A 20,076-nucleotide genomic window follows, 5' to 3' on the forward strand; every position below is an offset into this window, starting at 1 on the left:
GCTCCGGAGCAATGCCTGTACTGATAAATAGTTTGGAAAGTTAATTCTTCAGCCCACTTTAAATAGATGAGGAGCCAATCGAAAATGCCTGAAGAATTTTTACTCAAATGGAAAACGGCAATCCGGCCGCAATGGAAAACGGCATTTCTATCAGCTGCCATCATCGGATTTTTATGCCATATGTTCGTGTTCACCAATACCCTTCCCAATCACGATAGCCTAGTCAATGTGCACAGTCCTCAACTCAAAGCGAATCTTGGACGCTTTTTCCTGTCTCCATTCAGCGGGATCAGCTCCTATTTTGACTTGCCTTGGATCAACGGAACCTTATCCATTCTTTACCTGGCATTGGCAGCCGTCATCCTGACTGAACTGTTCCAATTGAAGAAAACTTTTTCGATTGTCGCCATCAGCGGACTGCTCGTTACATTCCCTACTATCGCATCCACCTTCTCTTATATGTTTACGGCAGATGGCTATATGTTCGGCTCTTTGCTGACCGTTCTGGCCCTGCTCATCACCAAAACATACAAATATGGATTTGTTCCGGGTTCCATCATTTTCTACTTAGGCGTCGGTGTATACCAGGCCAATCTGCCGTTCCTTTCGACCTTGATGATCATCTTTTTAATCAGTGAGATCCTCGGCAGAAAAATTACTTTCCCGCAATTGAAGAGCTATGTTCTGCGCTTTTTTGGGCTGGGAACCATCGGGATGGCGCTGTATGCCGTCAACTTTAAGCTTTATACCAGTTTTTTTGCCGGCGATATCTCAAGCTATCAGGGGCTGGACTCAGTGGGCGACAGCAACGGTTCCATCTTTGATCGTTTCAAGCAGGTGAGCGATTCTTTTTCCACATTCTTTTTCGAAGGGTTCAACACGGATTTGCCAATCAATTTATTCGAATGGCTGAATGTCGGTATTTTCCTGCTGATTGCCGTCGGCTTCGTCCTTTTGCTGATTCAAAATCGTATATTTACCAATATCCCAATGACATTGACTGCTTTGGCCTTGTTGCTGCTTATGCCGCTGTCTGCCTATATTCTGTATTTCGTATCATCCGATGTGACTTATCATATGCTGATGGTGCTCTCACTTGTCAGTTTTTATATACTTCCGGTGCTCTTCTATGAGCACCTGTCCGTACCGACTATAGCTGCCAAATCATTTTCATGGCTATCTTTAATGGTTGTGTTCGTTACAGTCTTCAACTTTGCACTCATCTCAAATATTTCCTATCTGAACATGGAATTGAAGTACGAAAAATCAACAGCCTTCGTTAACCGGCTGATCAGCCGAGTAGAACAGACTGAGGGCGTAACGCCCGAATCAAAATTAGCGTTTATCGGACGGGTGCAATTGGATTCAACACTAAGCTCGAACACCATTCCGGAGAATATACCAAGAATGACAGGTCCTTTAGGACAAAGCATCATTCCACTGCCTTATCATTACAGTGCCTTGATGAAAAACTATTTTGGCGTTAGTTACAATTTTGTTTCTGAGCAGGAGCGCCAGGAAATCGCGGCTGCCGATTGGTTTGAAGAAATGGAAGCCTGGCCATCTCTCGACTCTGTCCGCGTAATCGACGATGTGGTCGTAGTAAAGCTCCAGGAATGAAAAAACATCAGACATGGATGGTTTATCCGCTGTCTGATGTTTTTGTTTATCCCCCTTTACATTTACCTATCTCATACTGTGATTTAGGTCTATAATGAGGGTAAATAGACTGGGGGGATTAGCATGAACACGGAGGAAAAACTGAAACGATGGCAGCAGGAAGGCTTGTTGGATCAGGACACAGCCGAACAGATTCTAGCGTTCGAAAAGCGTCAGCCCGCCCCTAAAAAGCTGCCGCTGCTGTTGATAATCGGCTTGATTTTCTTTTCTCTGGCGATTTTCAGTTTTATTGCAGCCAATTGGCAGGCAATACCGGATCTGGCCAAAGTACTGCTGATGCTGGCATTGATGTGGATTTTCTACAGCATCGCTTATTTCTCAGAGAAAAAGGATTTTGGTTCTCCACTTCTCTTCAGGGTCGTTGGCCTTGCGATGTTTGGTGCCACATTACTGGTCGCTGCACAGACTTTCCATTTTCCATTGGCAAATTCTGTTTTGCCATGGGCAATGTTCCTTGCAGCGCTCGCCCATCACTTTTACTGGCGGGACCTCATTTACAGCATCATCGGATTTTTCTTTGGCGCATCTGTTCTGATGTCGTTCCTGCCTGACATCGGATGGCTGGAATGGGGCATTTTCATCGTTATTACCCTAGCGTGGTTCTACTTCAGCAAAAGCTTTGCACCGGTGGCATTCAGTTGGATACTGCTGTTCGCTTCCGGGTTCATGTTATGGGGACTGGTGGATTACAACAGCTCGTTATGGCCGATTTGGACATTGTTTGCGCTTGTGCCGCTACTGCTTATCGTACCCGAAAAAAAATACCAAATGATTCGGCCGCTGTATCTGCTGGCAGCAGGAATGCTGCTTGTGGCATATTTAGCGGTTCGGGGACAAACGTTCATCAGCATAATTGACGCCAGCCATATGCCAGAAGCTATCGCTTTAGCCATCACCGGCATTGGTGTGCTCATTCTAAGCTTTTTCAAATTCCGCTCCATCATGTGGATTGCTGTTGCAGGATCTATCGGGTTGCTGCTCTTTGATGAAACCGCAATCGGCCTGGCAGTGGTTGCTGAATTGTCTGCACTCGCTTACCTGATCATTGCCCAGCGGCAAAATGAAGCTTTGGGATTGGGCTTTGTCTATTTCATTGTTGTGCAATTTGTCATTTACATCATTTACGCTTGGGAACGGCTCGACATGTCACTGTTCTTCCTGATCGGTGCATTGCTGTTGTTCCTACTGTCAGCTGTCGCCTGGTGGATTAATCGCAGGAAAGAAGGTGTCAAGCCATGAAGTCCTGGCTCTTCCCGACCATCCAAACAGCCGTTGTCGTCATCCTGCTCATAAGTTATTACGCAGCTTCCTGGTTCGGCGAACAATATGTTTTAAGAGCCGAACCCTTTGATCCGTTCGATCCATTCTACGGAGAATATGTCATGCTGCAATATCCCGACCTGCAAACGTCTTCCATCACGGATAACGGTCCTGTTTATTTCACTTTAAAAGAAGCCGATGATGGCTACGCTGTTATCGACCGCATTGAAGGCAAATCCTTTTTCGGTGCCATTGAAGGTTCCATTTATGACGGCAGAGTCACTGCTCCCCAATTAGAGCAATTCTATGTAGAGCAAGGACTCGGGCCGGAACTCGAGTTAGCCCGCGATCTGCAGGTGACCATTGATGTCTCCAGCTGGGGAACCATTCGGCCAGTTGATCTGCAGGAACGCTCGGAATAAGCCAATAAAAAAAGTTCAATCAGTTTTCTGATTGAACTTTTTTTATTGGCTTCATTATCCTTCTGCGCCATAATACTGCGCATCGGCAGCATCCTTTTGGATTTGGACGTTATTGATCACCACACCCAGCAAGCGGGTTTTAGGCGAGGCCGTAATGGCTTCCTTCGCTCTAATCGCATGCTCTTTCTCGGTTTTCCCCGAATTCACTACCAGGACGGTGCCTTCACATTTATTTGCCAAAATCACACTATCCGTAACGGATAAAACAGGCGGTGTATCAAAAATCAGCAAGTCATAAATATCCAATGCCTGTTCAAAAAGCAGGTCCATATTATGAGAGCTCAGCAACTCTGCTGGATTAGGTGGTATTGGCCCAGACGGCAAAAGATCGAGATTTTCAATTTCAGCCGACTGAATTGCCACTTTCAATGCAATCTGTCGGGCCAGTACGTTTGATAACCCTCGTGTATTCGTAATTTTGAACGTTTCATGCATCGTTGGTTTTCTCATGTCTGCATCAATGAACAGCACACGCTTGCCTTCCTGAGCAAAAACAATCGCCAAATTCGAAGCGGTGGTCGACTTTCCTTCTGAATGAGAAGCGGAAGTAATGACCAACGACCGCATATCTCCATCAGGAGAAGAAAAATGGATATTCGTCCGTAAGGTTCTGAACTGCTCTGACACTCTTGACTTCGGATTGGTAAATGCTATCAATTTCCTGTTTTTCACTTCCGGCTTGTTCTTCTTTTTCACCATTTAGTTATGCCTCCCTGCGTTTAAAGGCAATCGGCTCATTAGCCGGAATGTCTTCTTCTTCGCTTATCGGTGAGATTGCTCCAAGTACGGGAATTCCCAGCACGTCCTGTATGTCCTTTTCACCTCTAAGTGTCGTGTCCAAATAGCGCAATATCATGGCGATAGTTCCACCAATCAAAAGACCGGCAACTGCGCTCAGCAAAATATTGAGCGGAGGATTTGGCGATACCGGTGTTTGATTCTCCAGAACCACAGCCGGCGACAAGATTGAAACATTGTCTACATTCATTAATTCCATGATTTCCACTTCAAAAACTTCAGCGGTCTTATTTGCGATTTCAACAGCGGCCGTAAGATCTGGATCCGCCACTACTATATTGAGCAGCTGAGAGCTTTCCGCAATTTCTACGTTCACTTTTCCCTGCAGCTCTTCATAAGACATTTCCAATCCCAACTGGCTGATTACCTGCTCAAGTATGACCGGACTTTTAATGATTTCACTGTATGTACCGACCAACTGCAAATCTGCTTCGATACTTTGGCTGTCCAAACCAACTTCGCTTTGTTGCTGGCTGATCAGAAGTTGAGTAGATGTCTGGTAGATCGGTGTAAGCATGTAATACGATATCAATGCCGTAACAATCATAAACGCGATGGTAATAGCCAGAATCAGTCGAATTCGATTTTTCAAAATCCCATAAATATCACGCAGGCTGATAGTTTCTATCATTCGCCATCCCTCTTTTCAGCTAATAAAATGTAAGAGCCCGAAAGCTACAGCTTCGGGCATCAATAAGATTTCCGGCCTTTTGTTCTCTCGGCAATCGGCGAGGAGACATCAATTAGCACAATTGACGTCTCCTGTTTTTCGAGCCTCCAACCGATTATCCATGGTGCAAATAATGACTGCCTTCAGCAAAAGCTATGCATACAATAAATTCCCCAATTTTTGTTAATACGCATCCTTGGAGCCGAACAACACCAAAATGGTCTTTAAGATCAATTTGATATCCATCATCGTATTTCGCTTGCGGATGTAATCCAAATCCATTTCGACCCATTCCTGGAAGCTGATATTGCTTCTTCCATTAACCTGCCAAAAACAAGTCAAACCTGGCGTTACACTAATGCGCTGTTTTTCGTAGTTTGTGTACTGTGCCACTTCATCAGGCAAAGCGGGCCTTGGTCCCACGATGCTCATATCGCCATTCAGCACATTGACCAACTGTGGCAGCTCATCAATGCTTGTTTTTCTGATGAATTTTCCGATCCGTGTAATTCTCGGGTCGCTTTTGATTTTGAATACCGGCCCCGATGCTTCATTCTGTTTGAGCAAAGAGGCTTTCAGATCTTCCGCATTGCAGACCATGGATCGGAACTTATACATATTAAAGGTTTTGCCATGCTTCCCAACCCTTTTCTGCTTGAAGAATACCGGCCCATGAGGGTCTTCCATTTTAATCAGCAAACTGATAATCAGAAATAAGGGAATCAATATGATCAGACCCACTAGAGAGCCGGCAATATCCAGAAAGCGTTTCGTATACAAATACCCATTGCTGGTATTTGTTTTCACGCTTTCAAACACCATTTCGCGGTATCTTGTATTTACATCCATTTTTTCTTTTTCAGGAGCGGACACTGACATTTGAATCACCACTTTCATCTTAAATTGCGCTTATCAATCAGATGGGCGCTACTTCAATCAGTTTGGCTGAAGCCGGTCGACCGATCGAATGATATTCAATCCCATTTGTCTCCATAGCTTTTAACGGAAAACAATTTCTTCCATCAATAACGAGCGGCTTTTTCATTCTGTTGAATACTGCCAAGTCGACATTCTTGATTTCATCCCAATCGGTCAAAATCAATGCAGCATCACTGTTCTCAACCGCCTCTTGAATGGATTCAGCATATTGAACCAGCGGATTCAGTATGGATTTGGCATTATCCATTGCAATCGGATCATAAGCCACAACCTCTGCGCCTTGCTTTATCAATTCCTCGGTAATCAGGAGAGATGCAGACTCCCGCATATCGTCTGTATTTGGCTTGAAAGCCAGCCCCAGCACAGCAATTTTTTTGCCGGCAACGTTAGGGAGACAGTCGTTCAACTTGCCGATCAATATCCCTTGTTGCTTTTTGTTGACATTGACCACGCCTTTCAGCAATTCAAACTCATATTCGACATTCCCCGCAATTTGTATCAAGGCTTTTGTGTCTTTTGGAAAACAGGATCCACCGTAGCCGATTCCTGCTTTTAGAAATTGGCTGCCGATTCGTTGATCCAAGCCCATGCCTGTCGATACATTCTCTATATTGGCCCCCAACAATTCACAAATATTGGAGATTTCGTTGATAAAGCTGATTTTCGTTGCTAAAAATGCATTCGACGCATACTTGATCATTTCTGCACTTTTGATATCCGTTTTAAATATAGGAACCTTGAATGGCTGATTAATCTGTTCAATTATGCTGAATGCATGTTCACTGTCTGCACCGATGACGATCCGATCTCCATAGAACGAATCATGAATAGCAGAGCCTTCTTTTAAAAACTCTGGATTTGAGACGACTTCAACCTGCAGTTCTTTGGGCAAATGCGTTTGAATGATTTCTTTGATCATGGCATTTGTGCCTACAGGAACGGTGCTTTTCGTGACGACAATGACATCGTTCAAAACATTTTCAGCAATGTCTTGAGCAGCTTGAGCCACGAAAGACAAATCAGCTGAACCGTCTTTGTTTTCCGGTGTTCCTACAGCAATATAAACAACGTCTGCCTGGTGGAGTCCCGCCTGATGATCAGTCGTAAAGCTCAAACGTTTTCCCTCGATGTTTTTGGTCATTAATTCACTAAGTCCAGGTTCGTAGATGGGAGAAATCCCCTTCTTCATTTTTGTAACCTTGTCTTCGTTGACGTCGATGCAGATCACATGATGGCCAATTTCAGACAAGCTCACACCCGTTACCAAGCCCACATATCCAGTTCCGATTACAGCTATCTTCATAAGGATGCCCCCAAATTAGAATAATGGTGTAGCTGATTTTTCAGCCATCAATTGTTTGATAATACTTTCGACATCTTTTCCGAATTCAGGGCTATCCAAAGCGAATTCAATGGTCGTCCGCAGGAAACCGAGCATCTCACCAACATCATAGCGTTTCCCCTCAAAGTCGTAAGCATAGACGTTTTGTACCTCATTGAGCTTTTGGATAGCGTCTGTCAATTGAATTTCTCCTCCTGCACCAGCACTTTGGGAACCCAGGAAATGAAAAATTTCAGGATCCAAAATGTAGCGTCCCATAATGGCCAGGTTGGAAGGAGCTGTTCCCGGTTTCGGTTTCTCTACATAATTGCTGACCTGGTAGCAGCGTCCATCTACTCCGCTTGGATCGATAATTCCGTATCGATGCGTTTCATGATCCGCCACTTGCTGGACTCCGATAATGGATGACTGCATTTTGTCGTATTGGTCGATCAATTGTTTTAAGCAAGGTTTTTCTGCTTTTACAATGTCATCTCCCAACAGGACCGCAAAAGGCTCGTTTCCGATAAATTTGCGCGCGCTCCAAACTGCATGCCCCAATCCTTTAGGCTCTTTTTGGCGAATATAGTGAATTTCTACGTTGGAGGTATGCTGAACCTTTTCCAGAAGTTCGAATTTTCCTTTTTTGAACAAATTGTCTTCCAGCTCGAAATTCTTATCGAAATGATCTTCGATGGCACGCTTTCCTTTTCCGGTAACAATGATGATGTCTTCGATGCCTGAAGCAATGGCTTCTTCAACAATGTATTGAATCGTCGGTTTGTCTACGATCGGCAGCATTTCTTTGGGCATAGCCTTCGTTACCGGAAGAAACCGGGTACCCAACCCAGCTGCCGGAATAATTGCCTTCGTTACTTTTTTCCCCATAAAACCCACCCGCCTTTTAATTTTTTCGGGATCATTGATTTCCACCTTTTCCAATGGGACCGAACCTTTCTTTTATCAAAAATCAGGCTCTTTAGTACTTAGTTGTCTAAATATTGTCCCATTGTAACATCGATAGTCCCTTAAAAATAGTTTTATTATTAAGAATTTTTAATTTTCATGAAATAAATAGTTATATAGACTTACTTTTTTCACTCATTTAAGCTTTTTTAACTCCATTACATAATTTAATATTCTGATAATTAAGGACGTAATTAGGTATGAGAAACAATCAGTTCTAAATCTCCATCGATAAAATAATTGCCGATGGTCGCCGGCACAATGAAGTTATCCCCTTTTTTCACCACCGACACACTTTCTTCTGTCACAATCTGCCCCGTGCCGTTGATGACGCTGACCAACAAGAACCTGGTCGTTACCGGAACTTCAACTTTTCCACCCAGTTGCCAATGGTATACGGTAAAATACTCTCCTTCGATCAAACGGGTCGACTCCAGGTTGTTCAATTGCTCAGTCAGGTTGCTTTGGACGACTTGCTGATGCGGACAAGTCGTTACCGTCATCGCTTCCTCCAAATGCAACTCGCGCTTTTTGCCTTCTGGATCGAGACGATCATAATCGTAAAGCCGGAATGTAATATCAGAGCTTTGTTGCGTCTCCAGAATAACAATCCCCTTACCGATCGAGTGCAACGTTCCACTCGGCACGTAAACAAAATCCCCTTTTTTCACTTTGATGCTCTGAAACAACTTGTGCCATTCCTTTTCGTTCACCAGCTGCTGAAATTCTTCAAGCGATTGCGCCTGGTGCCCGATTATAATTTCAGCATCTTCATCACAATCCAGAATATACCAGCATTCTGTTTTCCCGCACGGCTTATGTGCCAACTCCTGGGCATAGCGATCGTCCGGATGCACCTGGACAGACAGTTGATCATTCGCATCGAGAATTTTCACCAACAACGGAAAATCGCTGTCGGTTTTTTCAGAGCCAAATAGTTGAGGGTAATTCCGCCAAACTTCCAATAAGCTTTTTCCTTGCAGCTCGCCATTCATGACAATCGACGGCCCATTTTCATGCGCGGAAATGACCCATGCTTCCCCTGTTGTTTGTGAAGGAATATCGTAATTGAATAGTTTTTGAAGCTTTTCTCCACCCCAAATTCGTTCTTGAAAAACAGGCTTTAAAAAAACGGGTTCCTTGTACATGTACTCTCCTCCCACCACGGAAATGACAAGCAACTTATGCATTATGCAATTTCTCCTCCCGCCTATCACCCGTGGCGAGCTGTTAATTTATCTTTGCAGATTTCTTCAATTTCGGCCCATTCATTCGAAGTGCGGAAAATATCCTCTTCAATCAGTTCACTGCCAGTTTGAACTTCGATAATTTCCATGTGGGTCGTCGCTTTCAGCGTATGCTTAGCTCCCAGCGGGATATGGATGACATCTCCTGTCCGGACATGGCTCAGCTTGTCGTTGAAAACAAAAATACCTTCACCTTTGACGATGGTCCATACCTCACTGCGTTTATAATGCATCTGGTAGCTGAGGTTTTTCCCTGCATTTATGCCCAAGCGCTTGATCAACACTTCATTGCCTTCTGCATATCTTGTATATTCCAGCACACGATACCAGCCCCAGCGACGTTCTTCATACATTGGCCGGCTATTAAAGCCTTCCACATATTCCTTCACTTTCGTACTGGCATCTTTGTCCGTCACCAATATCCCATCCGGACTTGCCGCCACCACTACATTATCCAAACCAAGCAAAGTAATCGGGATGTCAAGTTCATTGACGATATGGGAATTTTCCACCCCTTTACCAATAATGCCTTTGCCCGTTACCTGAACCGCCATTTCATCTGTCAGCGTATTCCAGGTACCCAAATCTTTCCAATATCCATCATATGGCAATGAAACAATATGAGCAGCCCGTTCAACTACTTCATAGTCAAAACTGTTTTTCGGAAGGCGATGGTAATTTCTCAGCAATTGAGAATACTCGGTCGGCATTCCTCTTTCTTTCAACAGATTGATGATGTAGCCCAATCTGAAGGCAAAGACCCCACAATTCCATAAGGCGTTCTGTTCTATCAACTCTTCCGCCTGTTGTTCCGTAGGTTTCTCTTTAAAGTAATCAACCGTCAAATAGGAATCACCCGATTTATTATCTGGAATAATGTAACCGTATTTTGCGGAAGGATAAGTCGGCTTAACTCCCATCAACGCCAAGTCCGCACCTGAATCGTTCAAGGCTTTCTCCAAATCCTGGACGCGTCCGAAAAATCGGTTCTCAACGTATGGATCTACCGGCAGCATGCCGACCACTTCCTCGAGACTGCATTTCTGTACAGAATAGAGATAAACGGCTGCCAGAGCAATCGCCGGGAATGTGTCTCTTCTCTCCGGTTCCGTGACCACATGGACATCTTGGCCCAATTGCGCTTTTATCATATCCACCTGTGAGCTGCTGGTCGCAATGATGGAATTGTCAGCCATGCCCGTTTCCTCAATCTGCTTCCAGACCCGCTGCACCATAGAAACTTTATTGCCATCCTCATCACTCAACACTTTAAGAAACTGCTTTGAACGCGCATCGTTGGAAAGTGGCCACAGGCGTTTTCCAGATCCCCCTGATAACAATACCAATCTCATAATTATGCCCTCCTTCTCCATCTGCATTTTTTACTAGATGCCAGTTCTTTATACTTATTAGATGCAATAAAAATATAAATCCAAAATTCCTGTATAGGTAATATTAATCTGCTTCTGAAAATAAGTAATTCTATTTACGTATGTTTTAAGAAGCTATAACCGTATTATATATATAAATACCTAATAATTCAATATAATTTTCTAATTAATTAGAAATATCAGATATATTGACCTATTTTATATCCCGAACTCCTTCAAGGCAAGGTTTTAAGAATTATTTTATTTTTCTTATTTTTTAGAAATTAAAGACATTTTTTTGTTATCGGCGTCGATTAACAACTATTACTGAAAAAACCTGCCGCCATCATCTATAAATTTGGACGTAGAAAAACCACTTCCATGAAATCGACAGATTTCGCGGAAGTGGTTTGGTTAAATGGACTTATTTTTTATGGACGGCTTCTTCATAGCCTTCGGTTTGATAAGAAGTTTCCAACTGTGGAGTACCTGCAATCGCATGCAGCACATCGCGGTATTTATTGATGGACGTGTCCCGTGTCAGATTTTCTTCGAGATAAGCGCGCCCTTTGAGCCCCATCGCCTTCAATTCAGCGGGATCCAAGTTTCGCAGGTAATTGATCGCATAAGCGACGCCTTGATAATTTTGGGGTTCAATGACAACTCCTGCACCGCTTTCAAAAATCAGGCGCTGCACTTCGCTGTCCTGCTCCAATACGCCCAATACGGGTTTTCCTGCTGCCATGACGCCGTAGATTTTGCTCGGCACAGAAACCCCTTTAATCCCTTTTTGATTAACCACTAAGTGAACGTCCGCCGCATTCAACGAATACTTGAGAAATTCTTTTGGCTGATAGGGAAGGAATTTAACGTTTTCAAGATTGTTTTCGGTTGCATAGTCCTGTATTCGCTGTTTGACAGCTCCTTCTCCGATAAACAGGAAGACGATGTCGGGCTGTTCCGTAAATTGCTTGGAAACTTGAATCAGGTTTTCCAGATCGTAATAGAGACCCAGGTTTCCCGAATACATGACAATAAACTTATCCTGCAAGCCATGCATTTCCAGGAATTCACGGATGGCCGGTTCGTCTTTTTCGAGCGGAACGATGGCGTGTTCATCCGTCCAATTGCTGATGACGGTATGGCTTGGCACTTTTTCATCCTCAAAACGCCCTCTTAAGGTTTCAGCCATATCTTCGCCCACCAATAATACTTGATCCGCATAGCTGCAATTCAATTTATCGACAGCTTTGGCGATTTTAAACACGGTCTGGTTGTTCGTATATGCTACAGCCTGCGCCTGTTCGGGATTAAAATCATGGATGCTGTATATGTGGCGCGAACGTTTCAGCAACTTGCCGATGGTCCCGATCAACCCGCCCAATACCGGCGGCTGGGAAATCGTAAAAATGACATCGGTCTCTTTTTCCTTCAGCAAAGCAAGATTCGCCAGTAGAAAATAAGAAGAGATGTACTTTAACCGGCTGACTTTGGAGTTTTTATCCACCTCGGGCAATTTGATCCGAACCACTTTGATGCTTTCCAAATAATCCTCTTCAAAAAGCTTCTTGCTGCCATGGTTTTCACCGGCATATCCCGGCTGCGCTGCAATGACTGTAATATCGAAATCATGCTGAAGGCGCCCCGTCAGTTCCGTCATCAACTGGCTGGTGGCCGCAAGATCGGGGTAAAAATAATTGATGACAAAGGTAATCTTTTTTTTGCGTAGCATATGGACCTTCCTTTCCCGGAGAGCACACAGTCACATGTGCATTCTCCATTTAAAGTTCGTCAAAAATGGCAATCAAAGCATCGGTATATTTGTCTTCGGTATAAAACGCTTCAAACGTCTCCCTGCTCATTCTCCCGAGGCGCATACGTTCTGCGTCATCAGTCACCAAGCCCTTGATGGCGGATTTGACGCCATCCACAGTCGGTTCAATAATAACACCGCAATCTTTGATCAATTCCGCAATAATACCCCGATCCGAAGAAATGATCGGCAGCCCTGCGGCCATACCTTCAATAATGGACATCGGCTGGCCTTCTACTTTGTATTTCGTTGGAAGGGCCATCATGTCCGACTCAAGGAAAAAGCGTTTTTTCTCTTCGCCCTGCTTGAGGCCGTGGTATTGGATGCGCTGATCCATATCGTTCTCTGCGATATATTGCTTTACTTCCAGGAATTCAGTTTCATTCTGGATGCCGCCAACCAGGTCCAGCCGGAGATTATGCCCTTCTTTGACCAATGCTGTCGTGGCCTTGATCAGCTCAATATAGCCTTTTTCGAACATTAGGTTGCTTAAATACAAAAGAGAAATAGGTCCCTTTTTCTTGCCCTGGCCTACTTCACTTTTTAAAATGAAATCTGCCGGTATGCCATTGGATACCACTTCCACCCGTTTGACATAACCACGGTAATTAGGGGATAGCTTCCCGCCCAGCACAATGCCGACATCGATTTTCTGCAAGGAATTGACGATAAACTTCTGCGTCATTCCGGAAGTGGCATCAATGGTGCCACCCAGATTGTTGCCATGCAGGTGAGTAACCACTTTTCCGCGCCCGAGCAGCTTGCACGCCTGAATCATCATACAATCCCGGAGCAGCCCCATTTTCGTCTGGGAAATGGAGATGTACAGAATCGGATTTTTCATGACAAGCGACAAAAATCCGGAATAAAGGATGGCAAAAGAATCCGTCCATAATTTATCAAAAGAAAGAGCCCCTGGATGTTCGAAATCCTTCCGGCTCAAATTGATTTTTTTCACCTTGTACTGCTGATGGAGTTTTTCGGACTTGTATAAGGATTGCAGGGCGATGCTTTCTCCCAGTATGGGAGGAGGCAAGGGCCCAACAAATATCAAATTCCCTTTTTTTGTTCCAGTCACGCTAGATCACCTCTCATTAATTGACATCTGCTTGCCCCGCATTATCAGAAGCAAGTTTCAAATAGCTGATACAAACCGATTACTAATGCGGGTCAGTGGATTTCAAAGCCGGCTTATCCACCAAATCTTTCTCGAATGATGCAATGACCAGGTAGATGATGACAAAAACCGGTAGAATGATGACCAGCGGTTTGATGTAATAAATATAGCCATACCAGAACACCCGGGCGACGGTCAGAACGATCCAATAATAGCCCAAGGCCACTCCGAAGTTGCCAAGAAATTTCTTCATTAGATAAGCTGGCACGAAAATGACCGCGTACGTCACGAACGGAGCCAAAATCAGTCCGACCATCCCGTAGTTCAAGTAGTATTCCCCGTAGACAAACAACCCGTAATTGGTATGGATAAGCGAAGCAACAAGATGGGCCGCTTGCGGACTCTGCGCCTCAATTCCAAAGAAGGACGGAATCAGCTGCGGAATATAATCGATGAGCGTGTAATAGTTGCCGTAAGAATGGGTCACTTCAATTGCGGCGGCTGTAGAATAAACAAGATCCTGAACAGTCGGGTAATTGATGAGAATGACAAGCGAGTCAAGGATTGCTTCTACATCGAATATCAATCCCGAATGCCGAACCAAACCCAGATAAGAAAAGACCAGTAACCCTCCGGCAATCAATGCTGCTTTTTTAAATGAAAATTTGGACTTGATGACCCCCGCTCTTTTGGTAGCTGTCAAAAGCAGGTATAGGATCAATAGCAACCCTAAAATATCGACCCTGGCATAATGGGATAGGAGCCAAAAAGGTACAAAAAGAATCGCAAATTTCCGGAGGGCACTGCCTTTGACACCCATTAGGACAAAGAAATACGAAACGACGACAACAGAGTTCCAGGCATTTCCCGGCAACAGGCTGGGCGAGAGAGCATTATAAGCTTTGCCCGGCAGATCCGGCAAATAAATGATGGAAGAGACGATGGTCAGTATGCTGAAAAACCAAGTTGCCAGCAAACTTTGGACCGTCCCTGAATAAAAAGCCAAAATCTTGGCATCGTAATTGCGGTAGGTTTTATTGGTCATCCAAAGCAGGATCGACCAGATGTAATAGAAAAACAACGCACCAAATGCCAAGGTGTAGAAATGCTTTTCGATAAGGCGGGTCTGGTCATTGAATAACGGCTGCACCTCGCCAATCGGACCAAAGCCCAATATGCTGATGATCGGCAAAAAAAGCAGCACCAGCGAAAAACTGGCAAAACCCACTTTAAAGACATAAATATCCATTATGAACTTAAAGGAAAAAATAATTAAAATGAATAGGTTCCATGGATCATCGGTATTGAAAACCTGCCCTGCACGAAGCAGGTAATAGATCACTGAAATCCCAGTTAGTAGATTGACGATGATAAACAGGACTTTTTCAAATCGATCATCGGCCTCAATATGCTTTTCCATCGTCTCATTCCTTTATTTATAATTCCCTTCTCCTACAACAAAACGCCCGCTGTATGCTGCCTTCTATTTCAAGAAGGTGTAGTTGCAGATAACACACGGGATTTCCTATTGTTTTTTTTGGATTGTGTGTAGAGATAGGATAAAACTTTCAAAGGTAAAAAAGTGGCTGGATAATAAAACAGAAACTTCAAGGATATCCGGTCATCCTTAAAACCTTCCGCCAGTATCTTTCTGGACAACAGAACAGTTTCTTTGTTCTGGTCGACAATTCCCGTACGGAAAATGACTTTCCAAATAGTCAAAATGAAACTGCGAAAAGTCGAATTCCGCTGTTTCTTCGCCAAATTCTTGTATTTTTCTAAAATGCTCAAATGGCCATTGAGCACCGATTTTTTGTTGGTGGTGATGCGCTCACCGCTGTGGTGATAAAACAGCACCATGCTTTCTTTGACAAAATCGAATTTTGTCACTTGCGCCAGCCTTATGTACAAATCCCAATCCTGGCAACTTGGCAAACCGGCATCAAAACCCTGCACCTGATCCAACACTTCTTTTTTTACCAATACCGATGATGTCGTGTCGATGCAATTAGATTCGAACAACTTCGGCAATATGTCTCCCCGGTATTCAGGAACTATTTTACGGGTGGGGTGATTGTTTTCATTGACCACCTGGACACCCGTATAGATCACACCCACATCCGGCTGATCTGCAAATAGCGCCAGCTGCTTTTCCAGTTTATCCGGAAGCCATTGATCATCCGAATCCAAAAAGCCGATAAATCTCCCCGTGGCTCTTTTGATGCCGGTATTTCTGGCTTCCGCTCCGCCTTTATTGATATCGTGTTTAAGGTAGATGATCCGGTCATTCTTCATCTCTTTCACGACTTCTGCCGTATCATCCGTCGAGAAATCATCGATAATGATGATTTCAAAGTTTTGATGACTTTGGCTTTCCAGGCTTTTCACCGCTTTTTTCAACAGTTCCGAACGATTATGCGTCGGAATAATGACGCTGACTTTATCATTTAAGGTCACCATTAATTCTCCCCCCTACCCGATAAGGAACCTGCCCCCATTAATACTCAGTGATAGCGCTCTTTTCTTCCTTTAATAAATTGCAGTCATGCGTAACCATGATTTCAACGAGTTCCTCAAACGATGTGGAGGTCGGATTCCATCCAAGCAGCTTTTTCGCTTTCGAAGGATCGCCCAATAACTGCTCGACCTCTGACAAACGGAAATACTCCGGATTCACTTCAACCACAACTTCACCCGTTTTTGCATTGATGCCTTTCTCGTCAATTCCTTCTCCTTGCCATTCCACTTCGATTCCGGCATGTTTGAAGGCCAGTGTCGCAAATTCGCGGACCGTGTGCATTTCCCCTGTCGCAATGACAAAATCCTCAGGCGTATCATGCTGCAGAATCAGCCACATGCATTCCACATAATCCTTGGCATAGCCCCAGTCTCGCTTGGCATCGAGGTTGCCCAATAAGATTTTCCCCTGCTTGCCATTGGCGATTCGTGCAACCGCCATGGTGATTTTGCGCGTGACGAAAGTTTCACCCCGGCGTTCTGATTCATGGTTGAACAGGATGCCGTTCACCGCGAACATATCGTACGACTCCCGGTAGTTTTTTGTGATCCAGTAGCCGTATAATTTCGCCACGCCATACGGAGAACGCGGATAAAACGGCGTTGTCTCCTTTTGCGGAACTTCCTGCACTTTGCCGTAAAGTTCAGATGTGGATGCCTGGTAAATACGCGTCTTTTTTTCCAGCCCCAAAATACGGACAGCTTCCAGAATGCGCAAAGTGCCAATGCCATCAACATCCGCTGTATATTCAGGTGTTTCAAATGACACCTTCACATGGGACATTGCCGCTAAATTATAGATTTCATCCGGTTTGATTTCACTGATCAGACGGATAATATTGGAGGTATCGGTCATATCCCCATAATGAATATAAAAGTTCTCGCTCGATTTCAGTTCTTCAATATATAAATGTTCGATACGGCCCGTATTAAAGCTTGAACTTCTGCGAATGATGCCATGGACTTCATAGCCTTTCTCCAATAAAAAATCCGATAGAAACGAACCATCCTGCCCGTTAACTCCTGTAATCAATGCCTTTTTCATAATCTTCCCCCTTAATTCGTCAACATTGTATTTTTTTCTATATGTTCCAAAAACCATTTATAAGCCATCTCCAGGCCTTCGTCCAAAGGGATTTTCGCTTCCCACCCAAGACTCGTCAGCCGGCTGACATCCACCAGTTTTCGGGGAGCGCCATCTGGCTTTGAGGTATTAAAGAGGATTTCCCCCTCATATCCGACTGTTTTCCCGATTTTCTCTGCCAGCTCTTTAATGGTGATATCTTTTCCCATGCCGATATTGACCAAGTCGCTGCCACTGTAAGTATTCATCAAATAAATCGCGGCATCGGCCAAATCATCGGAATACAGGAATTCACGTTTCGGCGTCCCGGTTCCCCATACCTCCACCGTCGGCGTGTTGTGCAATTTAGCCTCGTGGAATTTCCGGATCAGCGCCGGCAGAACATGCGAACTGTTTAAATCGAAATTGTCATGAGGACCATACAAATTAGTCGGCATGATGGAAATGAAATTCGTACCGTATTGCCGATTATAAGATTGGCACATTTTGATGCCGGCTATCTTGGCAATGGCATAAGGTTCGTTGGTCGGCTCGAGTTCCCCGGTCAGGAGCGAATCCTCTCTCATCGGCTGTGCCGCCAGTTTTGGGTAGATGCATGTACTGCCGAGGAACAGCAGTTTTTTGACACCATTTTGATATGCAGCATCAATAACATTTGTTTGAATCATCAAATTGTCACGGATAAACTCTGCGGGATAGTCGTTATTCGCTACAATGCCACCCACTTTCGCAGCTGCCAGAAAAACATACTCCGGCTGTTCTTCTTTAAAGAATTTATCCACCTGATCACGCTTGGTCAGATCCAATTGCTCGCTGGTCCGAAACACAAGATTGGAATAGCCATTGTCCTGCAAATTCCGCATAATTGCAGAACCCACCAGGCCCCGATGGCCAGCCACATAAATTTTTGAATCTTTCTCCATAAATATCCCACCTTTTTTCAGCGTCTGCCATGTACAAGTACACGGATGCCGGTATCTGATTTGTGCTTATCTCCGGATTAAATAACCTGAAAACTAAAAACGACCTTATACCCAAGACTATATACTTACTAATCGATTTTGTTTTTCCATTCTACCATACAATAGTCTAAATATTACAGATTATTTTGATTATTTGATATTTTATATTGTCTAGCTGCATTAATTTAATGATTTCTATATGCGTTAGACTTGAGAATGATCGTTTCATCTACAGCTCTGCCGCCGAGAGGTTTACTCACCTAAATGCGAGCTTCTGTTTTATCATCAACTTATTAGCAGATATAGAGCAAAACAGTGGAGATGCCTGCAGGAAAGCGTCCACCTGCAGCGAATTCTTCACCCTTCACCCCTCTTTAATCGCCGTCCGTTTTTGAAAAAAACCTTTTACTTCCGCTACCAGTTCGCGTTGGTTCAGGATCATCAGCAACCCGTAGATCAGCCCTCCAATGATTGCATCAATGGCAATGATGCCGATTGGCCCAACACCTGTTAACTGGGCATTAATGAGATACAAAGGAGCCAGCATGATGGCTGAGTGGATCATCGGCTTGGCGATCGACATGCTCAATTCACCTAAACTGTCGCCGATGATATGCCGGATCCGCACAAAATAACTGACATAGAACAGCACCATCCGCAACAGGCCGACCGCTAATGCCACAACGACAATTTCACCGGATAAACTGGCAAAGAATACAACAATCGGAACGATGATCAGCTGGACCAATTGCCAATAAAAACTCCATCTCACTTTTCCTACGGCAATAAAGAGGCTGCCGCTCGGATTGCCCAATGCTTTGAATAATCCGTACAGACAGAGAATCTGGATGATGATGATGCTGTCCGTCCATTCTGCTCCCAGCAAAACCGGGACAGCGTATGGAGCCACTACAATGACGCCGGCCAATAATGGTGCATTAAAACTGGTCAGCATATTGGTGATCAGCAGATAAGCTTTGCGCAATTTGCTGCTGTCCAGCTGGATTTTCGAGAACACCGGAAAAGCCACACGATTGATCATGGAGTTTAGTTTCTGGACCGGCTGCATAATCAGGTTCATGGCCATGCTGTAATAGCCGAGTGCCACGGATCCCAAGGTGATGCCGATAATCACCTGATCGATTTTTGTGGTGAAATAATTGATGCTGGTCGAGCCAAGGCGGTACATGCCGAATGATACGAAGCCTTTGATGGCTGCCCAGGAAAAAACGAGCTGCGGTCTGGTTTCCGGGTTGCGGTAACCGCCGATCATCCAGGGTACACTTCTGAACAGTGACGTAACGATATGCCCGTACACGAGCGACCAGGCACCAAGACTGGTGAAAGCCGCCAAATAAATGGTCAGCAACACGCCGATGGCTGTCGCCAAAATTTCATTTTTAGTAATTTGCGCAAACTCCAGTTTTTTCGTAGCAAGCGTTTGAAACTGCAGGCCGAATGGCAAAATCAGAAAGCTGATGCCCACTACCTGGACCATCGCCATCAAACTGGGTTCACCGAACAGCAGCGCAATTACCGGAGCCGCCAGCAATAAGACGATAAACAGCACCAGCCCGACAAAAATCGAAAACCAGTACAGGCTCGACAGCTCGACTTTGGAGATTTTCTCTTTTTGGATAATAGCGTCTGTGATGCCCATTTCCAGGAATAATTGCGAAAACTGAATGACAATCTGCACCATGGCGATCAGCCCGAAAATTTCCGGGCCCAGCACTCTTCCCAAAATCAGCAGTTGGGCAATTTGCAGGACACTGGTCACGAGCATCGCGATTGAAGTAAGTTTCACGCTGTTCACTGCTTGATTTTTTAAAGATGCCATAGGCCATTCC

General features: G+C 44.5%; 17 protein-coding genes. 3 read left to right on the forward strand and 14 right to left on the reverse strand.

Going from position 1 to position 20,076, the window contains the following annotated elements; all coding sequences use genetic code 11:
* The first annotated feature begins 84 nt into the window (after positions 1 to 84).
* The 3 genes from J7I83_RS11670 (at position 85) to J7I83_RS11680 (ending at position 3,362) form a co-directional block, all read left to right on the forward strand.
* Positions 85 to 1,620, forward strand: coding sequence for a glucosyltransferase domain-containing protein (locus J7I83_RS11670; RefSeq protein WP_215100920.1), 1,536 nt, complete (start codon positions 85 to 87; stop codon positions 1,618 to 1,620).
* A 123-nt stretch (positions 1,621 to 1,743) separates the two neighbouring features.
* Entirely contained in the window at positions 1,744 to 2,919 is a 1,176-nt protein-coding gene (locus J7I83_RS11675; RefSeq protein ID WP_215100922.1) for a DUF2157 domain-containing protein, read from the forward strand.
* Entirely contained in the window at positions 2,916 to 3,362 is a 447-nt protein-coding gene (locus J7I83_RS11680) for a GDYXXLXY domain-containing protein (RefSeq protein WP_215100924.1), read from the forward strand. The genes J7I83_RS11675 and J7I83_RS11680 overlap by 4 nt, the downstream gene beginning before the upstream one ends.
* Positions 3,363 to 3,416: 54 nt before the next feature.
* On the opposite strand, the gene J7I83_RS11685 is transcribed toward J7I83_RS11680, so the two are convergent.
* The 14 genes from J7I83_RS11685 to J7I83_RS11750 form a co-directional block, all read right to left on the reverse strand.
* Complete coding sequence (locus J7I83_RS11685; RefSeq protein ID WP_215100927.1) at positions 3,417 to 4,121, reverse strand: CpsD/CapB family tyrosine-protein kinase; 705 nt, start codon at positions 4,119 to 4,121, stop codon at positions 3,417 to 3,419.
* Positions 4,122 to 4,125: 4 nt separating this feature from the next.
* The gene (locus tag J7I83_RS11690; RefSeq protein ID WP_215100929.1) at positions 4,126 to 4,851 is read right to left on the reverse strand and encodes a YveK family protein; all 726 of its coding nucleotides are present in this window, start codon (positions 4,849 to 4,851) and stop codon (positions 4,126 to 4,128) included.
* A 222-nt stretch (positions 4,852 to 5,073) separates the two neighbouring features.
* Positions 5,074 to 5,787, reverse strand: a complete 714-nt coding sequence (locus tag J7I83_RS11695; RefSeq protein ID WP_215100931.1) for a sugar transferase — start codon at positions 5,785 to 5,787, stop codon at positions 5,074 to 5,076.
* 19 nt (positions 5,788 to 5,806) lie between these two features.
* Complete coding sequence (locus tag J7I83_RS11700; protein ID WP_215100933.1) at positions 5,807 to 7,132, reverse strand: UDP-glucose dehydrogenase family protein; 1,326 nt, start codon at positions 7,130 to 7,132, stop codon at positions 5,807 to 5,809.
* Positions 7,133 to 7,147: 15 nt separating this feature from the next.
* Entirely contained in the window at positions 7,148 to 8,038 is an 891-nt protein-coding gene (galU, locus tag J7I83_RS11705) for a UTP--glucose-1-phosphate uridylyltransferase GalU (protein ID WP_215100935.1), read from the reverse strand.
* A 272-nt stretch (positions 8,039 to 8,310) separates the two neighbouring features.
* A complete protein-coding gene (gene manA, locus J7I83_RS11710; protein ID WP_215101079.1) occupies positions 8,311 to 9,264 on the reverse strand; it encodes a mannose-6-phosphate isomerase, class I in 954 nt (317 codons plus the stop codon).
* 65 nt (positions 9,265 to 9,329) lie between these two features.
* On the reverse strand, positions 9,330 to 10,715 hold the full coding sequence (locus J7I83_RS11715; RefSeq protein ID WP_215100937.1) for a sugar phosphate nucleotidyltransferase: 1,386 nt from the start codon (positions 10,713 to 10,715) through the stop codon (positions 9,330 to 9,332).
* A 442-nt stretch (positions 10,716 to 11,157) separates the two neighbouring features.
* Positions 11,158 to 12,465, reverse strand: coding sequence for a glycosyltransferase family 4 protein (locus tag J7I83_RS11720; protein ID WP_215100940.1), 1,308 nt, complete (start codon positions 12,463 to 12,465; stop codon positions 11,158 to 11,160).
* A 49-nt stretch (positions 12,466 to 12,514) separates the two neighbouring features.
* Positions 12,515 to 13,624: a glycosyltransferase family 4 protein gene (locus J7I83_RS11725; RefSeq protein WP_215100942.1), complete on the reverse strand. Its 1,110-nt coding sequence runs from the start codon at positions 13,622 to 13,624 to the stop codon at positions 12,515 to 12,517.
* An 82-nt stretch (positions 13,625 to 13,706) separates the two neighbouring features.
* Complete coding sequence (locus J7I83_RS11730; protein ID WP_215100944.1) at positions 13,707 to 15,083, reverse strand: hypothetical protein; 1,377 nt, start codon at positions 15,081 to 15,083, stop codon at positions 13,707 to 13,709.
* A gap of 68 nt (positions 15,084 to 15,151) precedes the next feature.
* Positions 15,152 to 16,123, reverse strand: a complete 972-nt coding sequence (locus J7I83_RS11735) for a glycosyltransferase family 2 protein (RefSeq protein WP_215100946.1) — start codon at positions 16,121 to 16,123, stop codon at positions 15,152 to 15,154.
* Positions 16,124 to 16,160: 37 nt separating this feature from the next.
* Positions 16,161 to 17,225 carry a GDP-mannose 4,6-dehydratase gene (gene gmd, locus J7I83_RS11740; RefSeq protein ID WP_215100948.1) on the reverse strand — a complete coding sequence of 355 codons (1,065 nt, stop codon included), beginning with the start codon at positions 17,223 to 17,225 and terminating at the stop codon, positions 16,161 to 16,163.
* A gap of 11 nt (positions 17,226 to 17,236) precedes the next feature.
* Entirely contained in the window at positions 17,237 to 18,187 is a 951-nt protein-coding gene (gene fcl / locus J7I83_RS11745; RefSeq protein WP_215100951.1) for a GDP-L-fucose synthase, read from the reverse strand.
* A gap of 403 nt (positions 18,188 to 18,590) precedes the next feature.
* Positions 18,591 to 20,066: an MOP flippase family protein gene (locus J7I83_RS11750; RefSeq protein ID WP_215100953.1), complete on the reverse strand. Its 1,476-nt coding sequence runs from the start codon at positions 20,064 to 20,066 to the stop codon at positions 18,591 to 18,593.
* Positions 20,067 to 20,076: the final 10 nt, after the last annotated feature.

This window comes from Planococcus sp. ISL-110 (assembly GCF_018613575.1).
Lineage (GTDB): Bacteria > Bacillota > Bacilli > Bacillales_A > Planococcaceae > Planococcus.